The organism is Streptomyces sp. NPDC002209, from assembly GCF_042890265.1.
Taxonomy (GTDB): domain Bacteria; phylum Actinomycetota; class Actinomycetes; order Streptomycetales; family Streptomycetaceae; genus Streptomyces.
In genome coordinates, this window is sequence record NZ_JBIARX010000009.1 from 100452 (window position 1) to 119166 (window position 18715).

The 18715-nt window shown below is 71.0% G+C and carries 18 protein-coding genes; 6 read left to right on the forward strand and 12 right to left on the reverse strand.

The window, feature by feature from the left end; genetic code table 11:
• Positions 1-4: 4 nt before the first annotated feature.
• Positions 5-964: a hydroxymethylbilane synthase gene (gene hemC / locus ACFYXK_RS19465; RefSeq protein ID WP_389412220.1), complete on the reverse strand. Its 960-nt coding sequence runs from the start codon at positions 962-964 to the stop codon at positions 5-7.
• 159 nt (positions 965-1123) lie between these two features.
• Between hemC and ACFYXK_RS19470 the strand changes: the two genes are divergently transcribed.
• On the forward strand, positions 1124-1678 hold the full coding sequence (locus tag ACFYXK_RS19470; RefSeq protein WP_389412221.1) for a DUF6087 family protein: 555 nt from the start codon (positions 1124-1126) through the stop codon (positions 1676-1678).
• 34 nt (positions 1679-1712) lie between these two features.
• On the opposite strand, the gene ACFYXK_RS19475 is transcribed toward ACFYXK_RS19470, so the two are convergent.
• From ACFYXK_RS19475 to ACFYXK_RS19495, 5 genes are all read right to left on the reverse strand, one after another.
• Positions 1713-2480, reverse strand: coding sequence for a PIG-L deacetylase family protein (locus ACFYXK_RS19475; RefSeq protein ID WP_389412222.1), 768 nt, complete (start codon positions 2478-2480; stop codon positions 1713-1715).
• A gap of 83 nt (positions 2481-2563) precedes the next feature.
• Positions 2564-3727 carry an NUDIX domain-containing protein gene (locus ACFYXK_RS19480; protein WP_389412223.1) on the reverse strand — a complete coding sequence of 388 codons (1164 nt, stop codon included), beginning with the start codon at positions 3725-3727 and terminating at the stop codon, positions 2564-2566.
• Between the two features lie 27 nt (positions 3728-3754).
• Positions 3755-4330, reverse strand: a complete 576-nt coding sequence (locus ACFYXK_RS19485) for a class I SAM-dependent methyltransferase (protein WP_389412224.1) — start codon at positions 4328-4330, stop codon at positions 3755-3757.
• A 253-nt stretch (positions 4331-4583) separates the two neighbouring features.
• Positions 4584-5468, reverse strand: coding sequence for a phosphotransferase (locus tag ACFYXK_RS19490; protein WP_389412225.1), 885 nt, complete (start codon positions 5466-5468; stop codon positions 4584-4586).
• Positions 5469-5607: 139 nt separating this feature from the next.
• Positions 5608-7497 (reverse strand): ATP-binding cassette domain-containing protein, encoded by a 1890-nt coding sequence (locus ACFYXK_RS19495; RefSeq protein ID WP_389412226.1) that lies wholly within the window; start codon positions 7495-7497, stop codon positions 5608-5610.
• Positions 7498-8062: 565 nt separating this feature from the next.
• Between ACFYXK_RS19495 and ACFYXK_RS19500 the strand changes: the two genes are divergently transcribed.
• Positions 8063-9751: a PKD domain-containing protein gene (locus ACFYXK_RS19500; protein ID WP_389412227.1), complete on the forward strand. Its 1689-nt coding sequence runs from the start codon at positions 8063-8065 to the stop codon at positions 9749-9751.
• 144 nt (positions 9752-9895) lie between these two features.
• Here ACFYXK_RS19500 and ACFYXK_RS19505 read toward each other — a convergent pair whose 3' ends face one another.
• Positions 9896-10795 (reverse strand): NAD-dependent protein deacetylase, encoded by a 900-nt coding sequence (locus tag ACFYXK_RS19505; RefSeq protein WP_389412228.1) that lies wholly within the window; start codon positions 10793-10795, stop codon positions 9896-9898.
• Positions 10796-10959: 164 nt separating this feature from the next.
• A complete protein-coding gene (locus ACFYXK_RS19510; protein WP_389412229.1) occupies positions 10960-11433 on the reverse strand; it encodes an HXXEE domain-containing protein in 474 nt (157 codons plus the stop codon).
• A 69-nt stretch (positions 11434-11502) separates the two neighbouring features.
• Between ACFYXK_RS19510 and ACFYXK_RS19515 the strand changes: the two genes are divergently transcribed.
• The gene (locus ACFYXK_RS19515; protein WP_389412230.1) at positions 11503-12069 is read left to right on the forward strand and encodes a TetR/AcrR family transcriptional regulator; all 567 of its coding nucleotides are present in this window, start codon (positions 11503-11505) and stop codon (positions 12067-12069) included.
• 130 nt (positions 12070-12199) lie between these two features.
• Here ACFYXK_RS19515 and ACFYXK_RS19520 read toward each other — a convergent pair whose 3' ends face one another.
• From ACFYXK_RS19520 to ACFYXK_RS19535, 4 genes are all read right to left on the reverse strand, one after another.
• A complete protein-coding gene (locus tag ACFYXK_RS19520) occupies positions 12200-12787 on the reverse strand; it encodes a histidine phosphatase family protein (RefSeq protein ID WP_389412231.1) in 588 nt (195 codons plus the stop codon).
• Between the two features lie 96 nt (positions 12788-12883).
• Positions 12884-13150 (reverse strand): hypothetical protein, encoded by a 267-nt coding sequence (locus ACFYXK_RS19525; RefSeq protein ID WP_389412232.1) that lies wholly within the window; start codon positions 13148-13150, stop codon positions 12884-12886.
• Positions 13151-13419: 269 nt separating this feature from the next.
• Positions 13420-13863 carry a hypothetical protein gene (locus tag ACFYXK_RS19530; protein WP_389412233.1) on the reverse strand — a complete coding sequence of 148 codons (444 nt, stop codon included), beginning with the start codon at positions 13861-13863 and terminating at the stop codon, positions 13420-13422.
• A 157-nt stretch (positions 13864-14020) separates the two neighbouring features.
• Complete coding sequence (locus ACFYXK_RS19535; protein ID WP_389412234.1) at positions 14021-15025, reverse strand: helix-turn-helix transcriptional regulator; 1005 nt, start codon at positions 15023-15025, stop codon at positions 14021-14023.
• 132 nt (positions 15026-15157) lie between these two features.
• On the opposite strand from ACFYXK_RS19535, the gene ACFYXK_RS19540 reads away from it, so the two are divergent.
• From ACFYXK_RS19540 to ACFYXK_RS19550, 3 genes are all read left to right on the forward strand, one after another.
• Positions 15158-15553, forward strand: coding sequence for a RidA family protein (locus tag ACFYXK_RS19540; RefSeq protein ID WP_389412425.1), 396 nt, complete (start codon positions 15158-15160; stop codon positions 15551-15553).
• A gap of 373 nt (positions 15554-15926) precedes the next feature.
• Complete coding sequence (locus tag ACFYXK_RS19545) at positions 15927-16856, forward strand: NADP-dependent oxidoreductase (protein WP_389412235.1); 930 nt, start codon at positions 15927-15929, stop codon at positions 16854-16856.
• Positions 16857-17644: 788 nt separating this feature from the next.
• Positions 17645-18688 carry a hypothetical protein gene (locus ACFYXK_RS19550; RefSeq protein WP_389412236.1) on the forward strand — a complete coding sequence of 348 codons (1044 nt, stop codon included), beginning with the start codon at positions 17645-17647 and terminating at the stop codon, positions 18686-18688.
• Positions 18689-18715: the final 27 nt, after the last annotated feature.

Here is an 18715-nt window from a genome sequence, read left to right on the forward strand (position 1 = left end):
GAGGTCAGGGGCGATACCCGAGGAGCTTCTGGGCGCCCGCATCGAGCAACTGCAGGCCTGCGCGCCGACCGACGGGGCCCGGCTCGGTGGCGGGCCCCGTCGCGGAAGTGCGCAGCGGGGCCTGGCCCGTAGGGTCGAGGACGACCGCGTGGACGGTGAGCCGGCCGGTGGCCTCGTCGACGACGGCGTGGGCGGAGGCCGCGGTCATGCAGCCGCCGTGCAAGGCAGAGAGGGCCGCGCGTTCGGCGTCGAAGAGCGTGTGGGTGCGGATGTGGGTGAGCGGGGTGAGGAGAGCCCGGGTGGTGTGGTCATCGGCGCGGTGCTCGATGACGACGATCCCGGCGCCCGCCGCCGGCAGCCACACCGCCGGATCCAGGATCTGCGCAGCCCGATCGGCGAGGTTCAGGCGGCGTAGCCCGGCCAGCGCGGCGATCATCGCGTCCGCTCCCAATGCCCCTTCGTCCAGATCGCGCAGGCGGGTGTCCGCGTTTCCTCGGATGGGCACGGCGACCAGTTGGGGGTAGAGGGCTTTCAGAAGAGCAGCCCGGCGGGGTGCGCTGGTGCCAACGCGACTGCCCGGCGGCAGATCGGCCAGGGTGGTCGGCGGCCGGCCGGCGGGCAGGACGAGGACATCGGCCACCTCCTCGCGGGGCAGGACCGCTCCGGCAACGATCCCGGGGGCCCGGTCATGGGGACCGGGGATGTCCTTGGCGCAGGCGATGGCCGCCTCGATACGGCCGTCGAGCAGGTACTGGTCGGCCCGGCGGGTGAAAGCACCCTTCCCGCCGACCTCCGCGAGCGGGCCGCGGTGCTGATCGCCTTCGGAGGTGATCTCCAGGACTTCGAGGTCGAGGTCCGGGTACTGCAGGCGCAGGGCTCGGGCGAAGCGGCCGGTCTGTTCCATGGCCATGGGGCTGGGCCGGGTGCCCAACCGGAACGACTTGGTGGTCGTGCTGAATGTCATCGTGCATCGCTTTCGGTACGAGGGGGGGCGGGCCTCCGGGGCCCGGCGGTGGGGCAGGGTCCGCTGGAGGGTCTCGTCGGGGGTGAGGAAGGTGGCGCCGATGGCTTACCGACGTGGGGGAGCCAGGTGACGGCGGCGGCCACCTGGTAGGCGGTGGCGGTGGCGGTGACGGTGTGCGCGCTCTTCCCGCCGTCGAACGGCCCGCTGAGCCAGATGATCACCGCCGGCTTTCCCCCTCAGGTACTTCGCGCTGCCCAACGCCGGGGCGAGCGGCTTCGTCACGCCTCGGCCGGCCCGGAGGCCCCTCACCCCCGCCCGATCTGCCGTGTCACCTACCGCGCTGAGCTGCGCCAACGGGTGAAGGGCGCCCACGGCGAGACGATTTCTGGAAGGCTGCCGGCTGTGACCGAAGAGCCATTTGAAGAGTGGGCCGTGAACTTCCTGGCCCGGAGGGCCGCCCGCGTCGGCACGCTGCGCGCCTTGCCGATAGACGGATCCGCCGGCCGGGGCGCGCACGTCAATCCGACCGCGCCCCGGCTGATGGCCCGCTGGGACGGATACCGGTGGGTGCCCGAGACGGTGGCCGCCGACTACGCCGCTGCCCAGCGGATGCTCCATGGGATCAGCGCGGCGGAGGCCGAGCCGGCCTCCGCCCCGCCTGGGCAAGCCCTGCCGAGGCCAACCGGCCGTCACCGTAAGCCGCCGGCCCCGTAGCCGGCCTTTTGACCAGAGGTAACCCGGTGGCATGTCACACGGTGAGCTGTCGCTGCTGTCGCTGCCCAACCGGCCCGGGCGCGGCACCGAGACGGGTGTAGAACTCCGTCGCGATGATCGACTCCCGTGCAGGGGCGGACAGGCGGGCCAGGATTCCCGGAAGGGGCCGTTCCCGTGCGACTTCGCTGCGGTGGGCCAAGATCGCGGCCATCTTCTGCTCCGACCAGGCGGTCACGTCGACCGTCGCGGTGACGTGCTCGTCCGGCACGCTCAGTACCGTCTTGCCCACCGCCGTGAGGAGCGCGCCGAGCGTGCCCACTCCCGAGTGCGGGTGGGTGGCCGTGTACAGGGCGGCGGGCTGCCAGGGTGCTCCCGCGTGCGGGTAGCGGTGCTCGAGGCCGGCGGCGTGGAAGGCGATGACGGTGGCCTGGTGGGTGCGGACGTGGTCAGGGTGACCGGTCAGCTGACCGTAGGCGTCGTGGGTGATGACGACTTGTGGCTTCACCGCACGGATGTGCTCGACGATCCCTTCCACCACCTCATCCAGCGGGGCGTCGCACAGCCGGGGCCGGCCGGGCGCGGAGTCGGGGACCCGGGCGTCGGCGAGGCCGAGCATCCGCGGCTTCCCGGCCCCCAGGACGGCCAGGGCGTCGGCGAGCTCGTCGGCCCGGTGGCTGTCGGGGGCCCAGGTGGCGGTGACCACGGCGGTCGCCGCGCCTGCTGCCGCGTGCTGCGCGAGAACGCCGCCGGCCAGGAGGGATTCGTCGTCCGGGTGTGCGAAGACTCCCAGAAGGGACGGCAAGGATGAAGAACGCGCTGGTGTCACGGTAGGTGGTGCCTTCCTCTAGGTCGGGTGGGCGAAGCGCGGCCGGTGGGATCGCCTCCCTAGGCGCGCTCGGCGGCTTTGTACGCCTGGAAGCCGGCGGGCGCGTGGTCGATGCGGAGTGCCGGATCCCATGCCGTCAGGCACTGCGCGCTGGGTACGAACAGCGGTTGGGGGAGCGCGTCCAGGGGCCAGAAGCGCCAGGACCCGATGGCATCCTCGCTCTGTCGCGGCAGGCCGGACCAGCGGGTGACCAGGACGGGCACCGTCACCCGGACGACGTCGCCCACCCGGTCGAGGAGGGTGCCCAGCACGATGGTGTCGTCTGCTTCGGCCACGAGGCCGGCCTCTTCGTGGAGTTCGCGTACTGCGGCCTCGGCGAAGGACTCGCCGGGTTCGACGGATCCGCCCGGCAGTTCCCAGGTACCGCGCCGGTGGTGGCCCAGCAGGACACCGTCCGGGCCGGAGATGATCACGCCGACCCCTACGGCCGCGTGCGGTGGCGGCGGTGTGCTGGTGCGCGGGCGGCTCGGCACCCGCTGCGGACGGCGAACCTCGTACAGCCGGTAGGAGGCCGCGTTGTCCGGCTGCGGGGCGTCGATCGTCGAGACCTTCTCCACGGCGAGGCCGTGCCCGGTGAGCAGGTCCTCCCACAGCTGAGGGGTCAGGACCCACATGTGGACGGGGTGGACCTGGGCGGTGCCGGGCAGCCGCAGGTCCTCCGGGCGCGGGGTGACGGCCGTCGAAGGGCCGGCGCCGGTCGAGTTGGTGTGCAGGGCGGAGAACAGCAGACGCCCGCCGGGCTTGATGGCGTTGGCCAGCGCGGGAAGGAGCCGGTTCGGGTCCAGGTAGGGCACGCCGTTGACGGAGCAGATCAGGTCGTAGGGCGCGACGTCCTGCAGGTGGGCGACGGCATCGGCGCAGACGAAGCGGAGCCCGGGCGTGTTCGGGTACCGGGTGAGGGCGCGCTCGTGCTGGGTGGGGGAGGCGTCCACGGCGGTGACCTCGGCGCCCAGGCCGGCGAGGCGGGCGGCGTGCCGGCCCAGTCCGCTGCCGAGGTCGAGGACGCGAAGCCCCTTCACGTCCCCGAGGCTCTCGATGCCAGGTCCGGTGTCCGCGATGCCCCAGTCCCAGCGCGCGAGTTCCGGCAGATCCGGGCGCACGGTCAACTGGTGCGCCCCGTACGTGGTCCAGATTCCGGCGGTGTGCTTCTCGATGTCCGGCAACGTGTCCTCCAGGAGGGCGGGGGTGGATTACGGGCGCAGGGCGTAGCAGCGGAGCACGTCAAGGTCGTTGGTCCGGACGACGGACCAGCCCGCGGTGAGGATCTCGGCCTCGGCCGGGCTGATCCCGAGGCCGTGGAGCGGGTCGGTGTCCTCGCGGCGGCCGGTGATCTCGGTGACGACCCAGAAGACCCCGCCGGGTACCAGGAGGCGTCGGACGCGGTTGACGAACGCGGCCTTGTCGTCGAGCCACCGGTAGACCAGACGGCAGGTGATGGCCGCGTACGCGGGTTCGGGCAAGGCGGTCAGGTCGTCGGCCCCGACGTCGGCGCACCTCCACAGCGGGCCGGGCCTCTCCGTCGAGTCCTTCGCGGCGGCGAGTACGAGGGCGCTGGGGGAGCAGTCGATCCCGGTGGCGCGGTATCCGAGCTGGTGATGGAGGTGACGGGCCAATGCGCCGTCGCCGCAGCCGATGTCCAGGGCCGCCCGTCCTCGGCCGGGCCCGAGGTGCTCGTCCAGCAGCCGCGTCTCGGGTTCGTCGAGCCGCCGGTACCGGCGGCCTTCCAGCCAGAGCGGCTCCCAATACGCGGCGGTCGCGGTCGTCATCATGAGGTTCCTTCGCGGGCGGAGGGCAGCGCCGTACGCGGGGCGGGGCGGGCATGTCCCGCAGCGTGCGGACAGGGGAGAGGAACAGGAGGGCCACCGGAACGAGTTGGAAGACCGCGCCAACTGCGAGGGTGGTGTGTACACCGAGGTGGAGAACCAGGGCGCCGGCGGCTGCGGCGGCAGGCGGACGTGCACCGGCGGTCACCGACTTCCTCGGCCGGTTCACGCGAGGCACTGCGGTGTGCGGCGGCGCTCACGGGCGGCTCTCCCTCATGAGCCGGTCCAGGGTCCTCCGGCCTCGGGCGGTGACCGTCTGGTCGTTGTCGTCCGGGCCCCAGGCCAGGCAGCTGACCGCGTCCAGCGCGGTCAGGCAGCGCAGGGCGTGCCGCTCGGCATCGGTGAGCTCGCGCCCGTACGACTGGAGGAACGCCTTCTCGCGGTCCGGGTGGTCGACCCACTGGGTGGCGGCGAGGATGACGAGGTCCTGGACACGGGCGGCCGGTCGGGTCCGTTCGAAGTCGACGAGGGCGAGCCCGGCCTCGGACCACAGCCAGTTCCGCGGCTGGTTGTCGCCGTGGACGTATCCGACGGGCACCGGGCCGACGCGGCGGAGCTGGGCGGCGTGGTCGCGGATCAGCTGCTGCTCACCTTCGGTGAGCCGGTCACCGGCGCGGGCCAGGTACTTCTGCGCTCCGTCCGCGGCGGCTTCCAGGGAAGCTTCGGCCTCCACCCGATCGGCGCGGTCGAGTTCGCCGGCCTCGTGGAGCCGGGCACACAGTGCTCCGGCCTGCCGGTGTACGGTCCGCCAGTCACCGGTGGCCTGGCCGAGCTCCTTCGCCGGGACGCCGGGCACCGCGGTGAGCAGCAGGACCAGGTCCTGGGCACTGCTGTCGATGAGGTGGGGCGCCCGGCGGTACCCGAGCGCGGGGACGACATGGCGGTACGCCCGGGTCTCGCGGGTGAAGAACTTCTCGCTGGGCGAGACCTTCACGTACCGGTGCACCCCGTCTGCGCCCTCCAACTCCCACACCCGGGAGCGGTCCCGGTCGTGCGAGGCGTCGCGTACGGACACGAGGGGCCCGATCCGCTGCTCCGCCCAGCGCCGCACCGCCGCGGGCAGCGGCTTCGCCGGCCTCATCCGGCGGACCTCCTGCCCGGGCGTGAGGCCCCCACGAGGCAGGGCACACGGCTGTCGGATGCGGTGAGATGAGGAAACACGGGTTCTCCTGGAGGTGTCGGCCGCACTGGTCGGTAGCGGTCGGGCGGGGTGAAGCCGGTCAGCGGTCCTGGGAGAGGGCGAGGAGTTCGGCGAAGGTTCCGCCGCCGTGGACGAGATCGTCATAGCGGCCCTGCTCGGAAATCCGGCCGTGTTCCAGCACGATGATGTGGTCCGCGATCTTGGTGTTCTCCAGGCGGTGGGTGACCATGATGGTGATGCGGTCGGCGGCGACGGCCTTGATCCGCTCGAAGATCCGGTGTTCACCGCGCGGATCCATCTGAGACGTCGGCTCATCCAGGACCAGCAGCCCGGGCAGCCGGTACAGGGCCCGAGCGCACGCCTCGCGCTGCCACTGCCCGCCGGAGAACTCCACACCTCCCCAGATGTCGCGGGCTTGGAGGCTGTCGAGACCGTTGGGGAGGTCGTCGACGGCCTCGCGCAGGCCGACCGCGTCGATGGCCTCCCACACGGGCCCGTCGTCGTGGGTGCGGGGCTGGCCGAGGGTGATGTTCTCGCGGACCCGCAGCGGCCACTTGGCGAAGTCCTGCGGCACCAGGCCGGTGAGGCGCCAGACGGTGGCCGGGTCGGTGTCGGCGAGGTCGGTGTCGTTCCAGGTGACCTTGCCCTTGTCGGCGAGGTAGATCCCGGTGACAAGCCGGATCAGGGTCGACTTCCCCGAGCCGTTCGCTCCGACGATCGCGAGGATCCGGCCGCGCCCCAGGGTGAGGGAGACGCCGTCCACGGCGGGTTTGTCCTTGCCGGGGTACTGGTAGACGACCTCGTCGAGCCGGATCTGCTCGACCGGGCCGGTGATCCCGTGCGGTCCGCGCCGGGGCGCACGGGCGGCGGCCTCGTCGAGGAAGGACTGCATGTCGCTCAGGTACAGGCTGGTGTGGAACACCGCGGCGCCGTTGATGACGACCTGGGAGAGGGCGGCGAGCGCGGTCTGGACGGCGATGACGGCCGTGGCGGCGACGGCGGGTTCGATCCGGCCGGTCACGGCGAGCCAGGCGAGGGCTCCCCAGGTCGCGAGGAGGAAGACGCCGCCTGCCAGCGCGGAGAGCAGGGAGATCCGCAGGGTCCGCGGCGCTGCGGCGAGGTTCCGCCGGTCACACCGGTCGGACAGAGCCCGGTACCAGTAGACGAGGTAGTCGGTCATCGAGTTGGCGCGGACTTCGTCGCCGTACTGGGAGGCCGTGGCCCACCAGCGCATCATGCCGCGCACGTTCCTGTCGGAGACGTTGGCGTAGTGGATCTCGTAGTCGACGCGGGCGGTCAGTACGGCGCCGACCCCGGCCGGCAGTACGGCGAGGAGCAGCAGGGGCAGCATCAACACGTTCAGCAGCGACAGGACGCTGCCGGCGGTGACCAGGCGGATCAGCGAGGACATGAAGCGCTGGGCGTCGGTGACCATCACATGGGTGCGGACCACCCCCATCTCGGCCGCCTCCTGCCGGTCGGAGAAGCCGTCCCCGGCGTAGGCGGAGGCCTCGACCCGACAGACCGCCTCGACCAGGGTGCTGTCCGTCTCCGAGGTCAGCAGAGGAGTGATCCGCCGCTCGGCGTACGTGGCCACGGCCCCCGCGACGCGGTTCATCGCGGCGGCGAGCGCGACCACGAGCAGCGCGGGCAGCGCTCCGTGCAGACGGTCGGCAGCACTTCCGGAGCCGAGTACGGGCCCCATCGCGCGGGCGGTGGCGGCCAGCAGCACTGCCGCGGACACGCCCGTGACGACCTGGCACCCGATCAGGAGTCGCACGGCCCGGCGGTCGGTCCGCCACGACAGGCGACCGATCCCGGCCAGGACCGCCGGGAGCGTGGCGCACATCTTCCGGAAGGAGACCTCGGCGAGCGGATTGACGGAGTACTGCCCGCTGTAGGTGATCTCCGCCGGTGGCGGCGGAGGCGGAGCACCGGTCGCGTTGCCGGGCGCTTCGGATGCGGTCATCGGGTCCCCCTGGATCGCCGTTCGGACGCTGTCGTGAGCTCAACGACGGTTCCCGATTTTTCGAACACACGTTTTTCGGTCGGCCCTGAAGTCCCGGGATAGAGCGGGCGGCGGACCGTGGAAACTACACCGACCCGCCTCCCGCAACGGCGCTGCCACAAAAGGAGGTTGGCCGAATCGCCGAGGGTGCCGAGCGCCGCACGGCGGCGGGCGCGTTGATGCGTATCGGGCCGGGCGGGCATGTTGAACCGACCGCCGCCCGCGGCTCACGCGATCCGGTCGTGTGGGCGAGGGCATCCTGCGCCCGGAACGAGGTTCGATCGGCACGGGCCCGCCCGGCCGAAGCCGTGCCTGCTGGGCGCCGACTCGCATCGTCCGTAACGGGGCCCCAGGCCCGCAGTTGCGGCGGCCCCCTGTCGATCACAAACCGCACAGCCGGTAAGCCGTGACTCCTAAGGAGTGAATTGCGCCAGGATCCGTGACCTTTGGCCGGAACCTTCCATACGTTGGCCCCTCTTCGCTCATCACCACAACTGGGGGGCCGGTGCGCAACCACCGACTCGTAATGACCGCTGCCCTCGTGGCGGCCGGTATCGGCATCATCCCGGGCACCGCGCAGGCGGCGGATCCCGTACCCGTCGCGGCCGGTGTGGCCGAGGCGATAGCCAAGGCATCCACCTCCGAGGGCTTCCACAGCCCGGCCGACCGCACCATCCGCACGGCCCTGCCCGCCGCCGAAAGGAACGACAAGGCGAACGCCAAGACCGCCGCACCGCAGGCCGCGCAGGCCGCGCAAGCCGCGCTGGACGCGGGAGCCAACCCGGCCCTCGCGGTGGACGTCAGCGGCACCAGCTACACCGCGCACGGGATCGAGCTCACCGCCCTGGTCACGAGCGCCGACTTCGCGCTCGACGTCGTCATCGACTGGGGCGACGGGAAGAAGGACACGGTCACGGCCCAGGGCAACGCCGAGCTGCACCACTCGCACACGTACGACAAGTCCGGCGAGTACCAGGTGAAGGTGACGGTGACCGACACCGCCAACGCCGTCCAGGCCGCCAACGGGGGTGCCTTCCTCACCCCCGGCGCCGACTTCACCCCGCACACCCCGACCCGGCTCCTCGACACCCGCAACGGCACCGGCGCGACCGTGGGCAAGGTCTCCGGGCAGGGCTCAGTCCGGGTCAAGGTGGCCGGCAACGCTGCCGTCCCGGCGGGCGTCACCGCGGTCGCCCTCAACGTCACGGTCACCGAGACCGTCGACAGCGGGTACGTGACCGCGTGGCCCGGAGCGGGCTACGACCGCCCCGGCACCTCGAACCTGAACTACACCGCCGGCCGCTCCGTCCCGAACCTGGTGATCGTGCCGGTCGGCGAGGACGGCTACGTGGAGCTCTTCAACGGCGGCTGGAGCCCGGTGGACCTGATCGCCGACGTCACGGGCTACTTCACCCGGGCCTCGGACAGCGGCTACACCTCGATGACGCCCGCCCGGTTCGTGGACACCCGTGAGGGCATCGGCGCGGCCCGGGGCATGCTCGCCGCCCGCAGTGCTTTCACGACCCGGATCAGCGGCCTGCAGGGCGTGCCCCAGAACATCACGGCCGTGGCACTGAACGTCACGGTGACCGAACCCCAGGGGCCGGGCCACCTGACCGCCTTCCCCGGCACCGGGCCGGTCCCGACGGCGTCGAACCTGAACTTCGTGCCCGGCCAGACGGTGGCCAACGCCGTGATCGTGCCGGTGGCCCCGGACGGAACGATCAAGATCTTCAACGGGGCCTGGTCGCCGACCCACGTGGTGGTCGACGTCGTCGGCTACTACAGCAAGGACAGCAAGGCCGCCTTCCTGCCCTTCACGCCGTTCCGGACGCTGGACACCCGGCAGGAGGCGTACGGCTGGCCCGGCGGCAGGTTTCGGGCCCGGGAGTACATCACGCAGGGGTTCACCCCCGAGGCCGCGACCCCGGCGGGCGTCGAGGCGTACGTGCTGAACGCCACCGTCACCGAGACCGGCGGCACCGGATTCCTCTCGGTGGCGCCGAGCCCCTACGCACTGCCGGCGCCGGGCGAGCCCGCCGCACCCGCCGCGCCACGCCCCGGCTCCTCCACCCTGAACTGGACGGCCGGCACGACCGTCCCGAACCTCGTGCAGGCGAGCGACGGCGACCACGGCGTCATCACCTTCTGGAACCAGGGCCATCAGGACGCTGATCTGGTGCTCGACGTCTTCGGCGTCTACCAGTCGAAGTGATTCCCGAGGGGTGGCGTGCACGGGCGGGCCACCCCCCCCCGGACGGGAGCCGGCGCTTCAGCTCCGCAGGAGCGGGAGCGGGCCTGCCTCAGCCCGCTCCCGCTCCCGCTCCCGCTCCCGCGGAGGCTTCGGTTCGTGCCCGACTCAGCCGGCTGCCTGGCCGTCGACGGGGATGTCCAGGCGGTCGGCCAAGGTGGTGAGTGTTCTTCCCAGGGGGAGCATGACGCGGGTGACGGCGTGCTCGTCGCCACGGGTGGGGTCCCGATTGACGATCAGCACGGGCTTCCCGGCCCGGGCTGCCAGGCGGACGAACCGGAGCCCGGACATCACTGTCAGCGAAGAGCCCAGAACCAGGAGCGACGTCGCCTGACCGACCAGTTCACGGCAGCGCTCGACCCGCCCGGGCGGAACGGCTTCCCCGAAGAAGACCACGTTCGGTTTGAGGATGCCGCCACACTCTGAGCAGGGCACAACGGAGAAGTCCCCGATCTGTCCGTCGGTGAGGTCGGCGTCACCGTCCGGGTTCAGTCCGGCGGCCACCGGCTCGAAGCCCGCATTGGCCTCCTCGAGCCGCTGGGCGAGTTCACGGCGGGAGCTGAACGTGCCGCAGGAGAGGCAGACGACCCGCTCCAGGCTTCCATGGAGTTCCACCACCCCCTCGCTGCCGGCCGCCTGATGCAGGCCGTCGACGTTCTGGGTGATCAGCCCCGAGAGCAGACCGTGCCGCCCGAACGCCGCCACAGCCCGGTGCCCGGCGTTGGGCCGGGCGCGGCCGAACGTGCGCCAGCCCAGGTGACTGCGCGCCCAGTAGCGGCGCCGGGCCTGAGCGCTGGCGGTGAATTCCTGGTACGTCATCGGGGTGTGCCGGCTCAGGCTCCCACCCTCACCCCGGTAGTCGGGGATGCCCGACTCCGTGGACATGCCGGCCCCGCTGAGCACCAGTACACCGCCGGTCCTCAGCGCATCGGCGACCGGCTCAAGATCAGCGGTGCCAGGACGTAGGCCCTCGGTCGGGGTCCAGCTCAGAGTCGGGCGCATGCGCATGCCACCAGCGTACGGAACGACCGCGTGCGTCGGTCCTCGTGGTGCGCGAGCCCCGTTCCGCGGGCCGATTCCCGGTGATCGTGCATGCGAGGGGCACGCCGTTGACCGCATTCCGCGGACCGTGGCGTTCCGGTAGGTCCCACCAGGCTGCCCGGCGGATGGCGTCAGGTCGAGCTTCGGGTCGCAAGCCAGGCCACTCCGTGGACCGTTGCGGTCGTCACTGCGGCCAGGCCCAAGCCGTGCAGCACCGCCTCGCGGGCATCGCCGTTCGTCAACGGTATGCCTGCCGATCGCATGCGGCGGGCCGCCCACAGCGCGTACGGAATCACCACCGTCGGGGCCGTCGCCACTCCCGGCGTGTAGCGGCCCAAGGCGGCGGCCGATGCCAGGTGGGTGACTCCGTGCAGACCGAAACCCGTCACGGCCGTGCGGAAGAAGCGGCTGCGACCACCAGTGCGGGCACCCTCGGCCGAGGCCGCTGCGACGACGCAACCCATGAGCCCGATCGCGATGTTCACCCGGCGCTGCGGCACTTTCGAGAAGCGGGCCATCGTGGCGAGTTCCTCGATGTCGTTCAGCACCCAGGCGGCCAGCAGGCCCCATGTCACGGTGGCGGGGACGGCAGTCTTGGCAGGCATCGGTCCAACCTCTCCCATTCGCAATGTACAACGCAACGTTGCGTTGCATTCTTAGCGTACGATGCTCCCATGAGCGACACCAGAGGTCCCCGCGCCGCAGCCGCCATCTTCGACGCCACTCTCGAACTCCTTGCGGAGCGCGGGTACGACGGCCTCACCATCGAGGCCGTCGCCCGAACGGCAGGCGTGAACAAGACGACCATCTACCGCTGGTGGCCCTCGAAGCCGGCCCTGGTGCGCGCCACCGTGCTGCACGCCAGGGCCCTCGACATCTCCGTCCCGGATACCGGAAGCCTGCGCGGAGACCTCGTTGCGCTCGTTGAGCAGATCATCGGGTTGCTCACCGGACCGCATGCCGAACCGGTCGTGCGTGCCCTGGCCGGTGGGTCGGGTCAGCCGGAACTGGCCGAACTCACCCGGGAGCTCTTCGCTGAACGCTTTGCCCGTGAGCAGCCCGTTTTCGAACGTGCTCGCGCACGGGGTGAACTCCCCGCGACCGACCCCCAGCTGCTGGTCGACCTCGTCGCCGGAGCCGTCTGGGTCCGCGTGCTGCTGCGCCGCCAGCAGCCGCCGGACAGCTTCGCTGCCGAGGTCGTGGACGCGGTCCTCCACCAGCGCGAGGTACCCCGCGCCTGACCTTCTCGAGCCGTCAGGGCGGTCTTCGCGGGCTCAGCCTGCCGGGCGTTCCTCGCCTTCGCCGGCATCGCCGCCGCCCTCATCGGCTACCGGCGCCTCGCGCCGCAGACGTGACGCGGCGGCGTTGTCACTACGGGACGTTCCAGGCGGAGATGAACGGCTGCCCGTCCTCGGTGGCCAGGAAGCTGAGAGTGCCCGGATGCGGATGGCCGAGCAGTCGGCCGGCGGACGCGTCAAGGCCGAGCCAGCGCACGGTCAGCACCCGCGCCAGATGGCCATGAGCGACGACGGCGACATCGCCGCCGCTCAAGAGCGGCCGGATCCGGTCCAGCACCTCGTCCGTGCGCGCGGCCACCTGCCCGAGCTGCTCGCCAGGATGGGCGGCGTCGCCCGGAACCACACCGTCCCGCCACAGGTCCCAGCCAGGCCTCGTCTCCCGGATCTGCCCGGCGGTCAGGCCCTCGTAGCCGCCGTAATCCCACTCCATCAGGTCGGGATCGGGCCTGACACCGGGCAGATCCGCCAGCTCGGCCGTCCGCATGGCCCGGCTCAGCGGGCTGCTGAACACGGCGACCAGACGGCGCTGGGCCAGCCTCGGAGCAAGCGCCTTGGCAGCGGCCTCGCCCACGTCGGTCAGCGGAACGTCGGTGCGACCGGCATGCTGGCCCGACAGACTCCACTCGGTCTGGCCATGCCTGATCAATATCAGCTCACCCATGACTGCGCACGCTATCTGACCATGCGACATGAGGGGGCTTGCTCACCGCCTTTGGCGGAGTGCTTCGGATCGGGCCCCGTCGGCCTCGTCCCCCCTTCAGGCTGTGATCTTGCCGCGTACGTCGGTGAGCGCTTCCTCGAGGGTCGGCGCGACGTCCTCGTGTCCGGTGAACCCGTCGTCGGTCCCGGGGTCGACGGTCCAGCCCCATCCACTGCTGTCGTCGCCGTCGATGGTGGCGGTGTGTTCGCCGCTGTGGAGGCTGATGGACAGGTTCCCGGCGGGGAACGCGGTCACGTCGGCGTGGGCGGCCTCTCCCAGTACGCGGCGGACGGTGTCACGGGCGCTCTGCTCGGTGGTGTTCACGGCGGTGCTCTCCTCGCGGGTGGTCAGGATGACGGCCCGGCCGTCCGGGTCGGTCAGGGTGGGCCTGCCGGGCAGGTTCCGCCGCGGGCCGGCGTGGCGAGGCCGAGGCGCAGGTATCCGGTCGCGGGCCGGTGGTCCCCCCTGAGTCGGTGGCGTGTGCGAACCGCACCGGATCCCGGTCCGACACGGCTGCGTTCGGCTGGCGGTTCGTCACCCAGCACCAGGTGGTGCCCGGGTCGGCGGCCGACCCGGGCACACGATTCACGCTGCTACTCCATGAACTGGAAGGTCCATGCCTGGCGTTGGTTGTCGACCTCGAGGGGCCTCAGGGCCGTGCGGGGCGGGAAGATCCGCAGCAGACTGAGGTCCAGGGCCAGCTCCTCGCCGTCGACGGGGCCTCCGGGGACGACGATGTGGAAGGTGTGCGGCTGCGCGCTCTGGTAGAGCGCCCACTCGCGGGGCTCGGGGTATCCGACGACCGGTTTGTTCATCTCCGGTTCACCGTCGAAGGACAGGTACGTATCGCTCCTGAGATTGCGAATCGTGCAGTTGCCGTTGCCGAGTTCCTCCACCTGCCATTCCTGCTCACCGGGGTTGCCGGTGGGCGGCAGCAGTACAACGGGTGTCTTGGGCTCCGACATCCCTCCCTCCATGGTGAGCAGTTGCTCACCAGGACGGGTGATCGCGTAGGTGCCGTTCGGTACGGGTGCCAAGGCCGACTCCAATTCGGACGTGCGGCACCCGGGCGGGGCGCCGCTGATCTTCGTGGCGACGCATCCCTTCCCCGCTGGTGCATGACAAAGGGCGGAAAAGCTCCGTATCACCCTTCAGGACCAAGATGTCCCCGTCCCCCAGCGGCGTGCCTGGGGGTCATTTGGCCAAGTGGGTCGGCTGCTCACCCTCGGATGCGTCTCGGTAGCGGGTGGCGATCGCGGTGGCGCGGTCGCGTAGGGAGGTGCGCAATGACTGCGGGGCCAGTGCCTCTGCGTCCGTGCTGAGCTGCCACAGTGCCCATTCGGCGTGTCGGGAATCCTGGAAGGTGACCTCCAGTCGAAGCCAGCCGTCTGCGTCGGGTTCTTCTGCGCGGACAGCCAGCGTGGTGTCCAGCAGGTCCTCCCGCCGCGCCGGGTTCACCCGTACCAGCACGGTGAGGTGGTCGCCTCCGGAGAGGAACTGCGCGGAGCTTTCCCGCCAGATCCGGTCCAGGTCGACCCGGTCCGGTCGCTGTGCCGTTTCGGGGAGCTCCTCGGCGGCGAGCACCCGCGACAGCCGGTAGGTGCGGTCCGCGCCGGACCTCGTGGCCAGCAGATAACCCCGGTCGCGCACGGTGACCAGGCCGATCGGGTCCACCGTGCGCCACTGCGGTGGCTGGCCTGTGGCCGCGTAGTGGATGCGCAGCTTGCGTCCGGAGAGCACCGCGTGCCGGACCTCGATCAATGTGGTGTCGGGTACCTCCGCAGTGACCAGCCGGCGTGAGAGCAGGTCGGTCTCAGGGTCGACGAGGAATCGCCGGGCCGCGTCGCTCGCGGAGGCCCGGTGGCTTTCGGGCAGCGCGTCGACCACCTTCAGCCTGGCCGAGGCGAGCGCCGAGCCGAGGCCGAGCACCTGCTCGCCGCGCCCCGATCCGGCGGTCAGCAGGGCGAGAGCCTCGTCGTGGTTCAGCCCGGTGAGCTCGGTCCGGAAACCGGGCGAAAGCGCGAACCCGCCGTGCCTGCCACGTTCGGCGTAGACCGGGACGCCGGCCGCGGACAGCGCCTCGATGTCGCGCAGCACGGTGCGGGTGGACACCTCCAGCTCGCGGGCCAGCGTGTCCGCTGTCAGCCGACCGCGCTGACGCAGCAGTAGTACCAGTGAGACCAACCGGTCGGCGCGCATGCGAGAACTCTATGGAATAGACGACAGAGGGTGTCGTGATTTGTTGGGAGGCTCGTTGGCGAGACGTCGAAGCGGCCGTGACGAGCCGATGGACGTCCGTACTCCCATGAATCGAATGGAGCTGTTGTGGCAGTGGAACGAACGGCGGTCAACCCGATGACGTGGTCGCAGGAGCTGGGATTCAACCAGGGTGAGGTCGTCTCAGGGCACGCGCGGACCCTGTACATCTCGGGGCAGACCGCGATGAGCGGCGACGGCAAGCCCCAGCACGACGGTGACATGGCGGCGCAGTTGACGCTGAGCATCAACAACCTGGAGGCCGTGCTGGGCAAGGCCGGAATGTCTCTCGCGAACCTCGTCCGGCTCAACGTCTACACGACCGACGTCGATCTGCTCTGCCGGCACTACGGCGTGCTGGCGGCGCGGTTGGGCGCCGCCGCGGTGGCGCCGACCTCCACCATGCTCGGAGTGACGCGACTGGCGATCCCCGGTCAGATGGTCGAACTTGAGGGAACCGCCGTCGCGTGATGCGACCCCGCCGCCCCTGCTGCTCGTGCCGGTTGAACCGGCACGAGGGGCAGGCAGAAGGGTGACTGCCTGTGCTCGCCAGGGCTCAGGAGCGCGACCGCGCCGGGTTGTGGCGATGCCGATGGACCACACGCGGTCGCCCAGAGTGTGGCGGTGCAGGGCGGTGAGGCCGGGCACTGCGTGGGCAGGCTCCAGGGACGGGGGCGCCGCGGCCAACGTTGCCACGGGGGCGGTTCCCCGATCGCCGCAGTCTGCCCGGCCTCCACGACCGTGAGGGCACGCCGCACGCATGAAGTGCAGCCTACGACTGGTCGTTTGACCGACATCCGGACCTTCCTCACCTCATCTATGGCGTTCGTTGACAATGGATCACATGCGAGTGATCAAGCAGGTTTCCTTTGGTGGTCCGGAAGTTCTCGAAGTTGCGGAGGCCGACCGGCCCAGCCCCGCGCCCGGTGAGGTGCTCGTGCGCGTCCATGCCACGGGCATCAACCCGGCGGACTGGAAGGTCCGCGCCGGGCACGTGCAGTGGTTCGGCGAGCCGCCCTTCGTCCTGGGACACGAGTTCAGCGGAGTGGTGGACGAGGTCGGTGAAGGAGGGAGCGCCTTCAGGCCCGGTGACGAGGTGTTCGGATGGGTGACCCCGCCGCGGGGCAGCCACGCCGACTACGTGCTCGTACCCGAGACCTCCATAGCCGCCAAACCCAACACCCTCGATCACGTGCACGCGGCGGCACTGGGCATCGCGGGCCTGACCGCCTACCAGACCTTGGTGAACATCGCCCAGGTGCAGCCCGGCCAGCGCGTTCTGGTGCACGCGGCGGCGGGCGGCGTGGGACATTTCGCCGTGCAGATCGCCAAGGCGCGCGGGGCGTACGTGATCGGCACGGCCCGGGCGGCCAAGCACGCCTTCCTGCGCGAGCTCGGCGCCGACGAACTCATCGACTACACGACGGCCGACTTCACGAGTCTGCGTGACGTGGACGTGGTGATCGATACGATCAGCAAGGAGTACGGGCCGAGGTCGCTGCGTACGCTCAAGCGCGGCGGCATCCTCATCGACGTCGTGGGTGTCGGGGTCGACCGGACGGCCGTGACGGAGCAGGCACAGGCGAACGGCGTGCGGTTCCTCGAGTACTACCTCGAACCGACCCCGGCCGACTTGGCCGGTTTCGCCAGCCTGGTGGACCGCGCTGGGGTACGCCCGTCCGTAGCGGAGACGCTGCCTCTGACCGAGGCGGCCAGGGCCCACGAGCTGAGTGAGAGCGGCCGAGTGCGCGGCAAGATCGTGCTCGTGCCGTGACACCTGGGGACTCGTCCCGGTCACATCACTAGGTCGATTCCCTATGGACCGGCCACCTGGTGTGGCTGTCTTTCGTGCGCGTGGTGCGTGCGCATTCCTGATCTGGGCGGCGCTGGGGTACGCAGAGGCCGGTGGAACACCACTCGTCGGTGCCCAGCAGCTGGGAGGGGTCCGAGGGCTGAGGTCGAGGCCGGGCTGGGTTGAGCATCCGTGACGCGGAGGCCCCAGAGGCACCGAAATGAGGGATCCGTAATCTCCCGGGCCAGCGGGCCGGCGGGCCAGCGAGTACCGGTTGCCCCGGCCACCGCCACCCCGGTCGGCGGCCGGCCGCCGACCTCCGGGCCGGCCGGCTGGCACCCCGAGACAGGGCTCACCTTCTACCCGGCCGACGGGCACGGTGAGCGCCGGGTCGGCAGGGAGCGGTGCAGCCGCCGGCCACGGCGCTCATGGGCACGGACGCGGTCGTAGCCGCGGGCGAGGTTCTGCCGGCTGATGCCGACTCTGACCGCAACGACCGCTACGGATGGCAGCACGTAGACCGCAGACCCCTCCGGCCTCAACGCCCCCCTCCAGGCCCGCCTGGCCGCCGCACAGCACGGCCGACGGGGCGAGATCGGCGTCGACTCGGCCGAGCTCACCTTCTGCGAGAGAGGTCAAGAATGATCTTACGGATCAGGTTTCGTGTGGAGTGTTCTTGGCGAAGTACTTCAACCATGGGCTTATCGCCGGTTGCCGGTCATCCTGCTGTCGCTGTTTTCCGCGAGCCCCGAGGCGGGCGCTCCGTCCCGGTGCTGGGCCCACGGGTCGATGCTGAGGCGAAGCGCACCGCGCGCGTGCTGGCCGGGTTGGCGACCCATGCCAGACCTGTCGAGCGGACCCTCGCGCTGCGGCAGGCCGCTGCGGCCGCCGGTGAGTTGGTGGCCGCGCTGTCGGCTCTGGCTCCGGCCGTGGCCGGTGAGGGATTGCCGGCGGAGTCGACCAGTCAGTCGTTCTTCCGGGTCCGTGAAGGGGAACTGTCGGATCAGCAGGCCGCCCTGCACGGTGTCCTGGTCGTACACCGCGGTCTGGAAGACCTGTGTGAGGCTCCACTGTCGGGCGCCGACCTGGCGCTGGAGGCAGCCGGGATGCGGCAGGCGGCGCTGGACCTCACCGGCGCAGCGCCGGGCGCCGACCCTGACTCCCTACCGCTGGTGGCCGCCCCCGAGCCTGCTGCGGGGGCGTCGATGGAAAGCGTGTGGAGCGCTCGGTGGCTCATCGGGCACCAGGTCCATGTCCTGTTCAACATCTGCGCCGCGGTCGCGGTGGCCGACGCCACCCGCCATCTACGGCACGGCGACGGCGATGCCGCTCTGCCGCGGTTGGCAGATGCGACGGTGTACGTGCGGGGCTTCCCGGCGGCCATGACCCACGCCAGCACGGTCCCGGCCGATTACTACATGGCGGCGATACGCCACACCATGGCGCCCCCGTCGGTGGACGTACCGTTGAGCGGGCGCCAGCACCGTGGATACAAGCTGTTCCGGGCGGCGATGAAGGACCTGCTGTCCGTGGTTCCCGACCCGTACGAGCAGTTGGCGGCCCGCGCCCCGAAGCTGGCCGAGGCACGGGGCGCGCTCCTGGAAGCAGACATCGTAGACGGTGAACGGCACGTCACCCTCGCGTACTCCATGGTGCATCTGCGTCGTTCCATCGCTCAGAAACCCGAAGGACCCGACAACGCTGTCGCCGAACTACGGCTCATGCGCCATCGCCGCGCGGCCCAGTACGCCTCCCTGATCCGATTCGGGGACCACTACATCGCCGACGCCGTGGCCGGCCTGCGCCACTCGTGAGTCCGCGTGTCCGCCGCCCACACCTTC

What these genes read in the sequence shown, in the direction of transcription:
- ACFYXK_RS19500 (WP_389412227.1), top strand. Translation starts at nt 8,063, where the DNA reads ATGACCGCTGCCCTCGTGGCGGCCGGTATCGGCATCATCCCGGGCACC.
- ACFYXK_RS19515 (WP_389412230.1), top strand. Translation starts at nt 11,503, where the DNA reads ATGAGCGACACCAGAGGTCCCCGCGCCGCAGCCGCCATCTTCGACGCC.
- ACFYXK_RS19495 (WP_389412226.1), bottom strand. Translation starts at nt 7,497, where the DNA reads ATGACCGCATCCGAAGCGCCCGGCAACGCGACCGGTGCTCCGCCTCCG.
- ACFYXK_RS19510 (WP_389412229.1), bottom strand. Translation starts at nt 11,433, where the DNA reads ATGCCTGCCAAGACTGCCGTCCCCGCCACCGTGACATGGGGCCTGCTG.
- ACFYXK_RS19545 (WP_389412235.1), top strand. Translation starts at nt 15,927, where the DNA reads ATGCGAGTGATCAAGCAGGTTTCCTTTGGTGGTCCGGAAGTTCTCGAA.
- ACFYXK_RS19535 (WP_389412234.1), bottom strand. Translation starts at nt 15,025, where the DNA reads ATGCGCGCCGACCGGTTGGTCTCACTGGTACTACTGCTGCGTCAGCGC.
- ACFYXK_RS19505 (WP_389412228.1), bottom strand. Translation starts at nt 10,795, where the DNA reads ATGCGCATGCGCCCGACTCTGAGCTGGACCCCGACCGAGGGCCTACGT.
- ACFYXK_RS19485 (WP_389412224.1), bottom strand. Translation starts at nt 4,330, where the DNA reads ATGACGACCGCGACCGCCGCGTATTGGGAGCCGCTCTGGCTGGAAGGC.
- hemC (WP_389412220.1), bottom strand. Translation starts at nt 964, where the DNA reads ATGACATTCAGCACGACCACCAAGTCGTTCCGGTTGGGCACCCGGCCC.
- ACFYXK_RS19520 (WP_389412231.1), bottom strand. Translation starts at nt 12,787, where the DNA reads ATGGGTGAGCTGATATTGATCAGGCATGGCCAGACCGAGTGGAGTCTG.
- ACFYXK_RS19490 (WP_389412225.1), bottom strand. Translation starts at nt 5,468, where the DNA reads ATGAGGCCGGCGAAGCCGCTGCCCGCGGCGGTGCGGCGCTGGGCGGAG.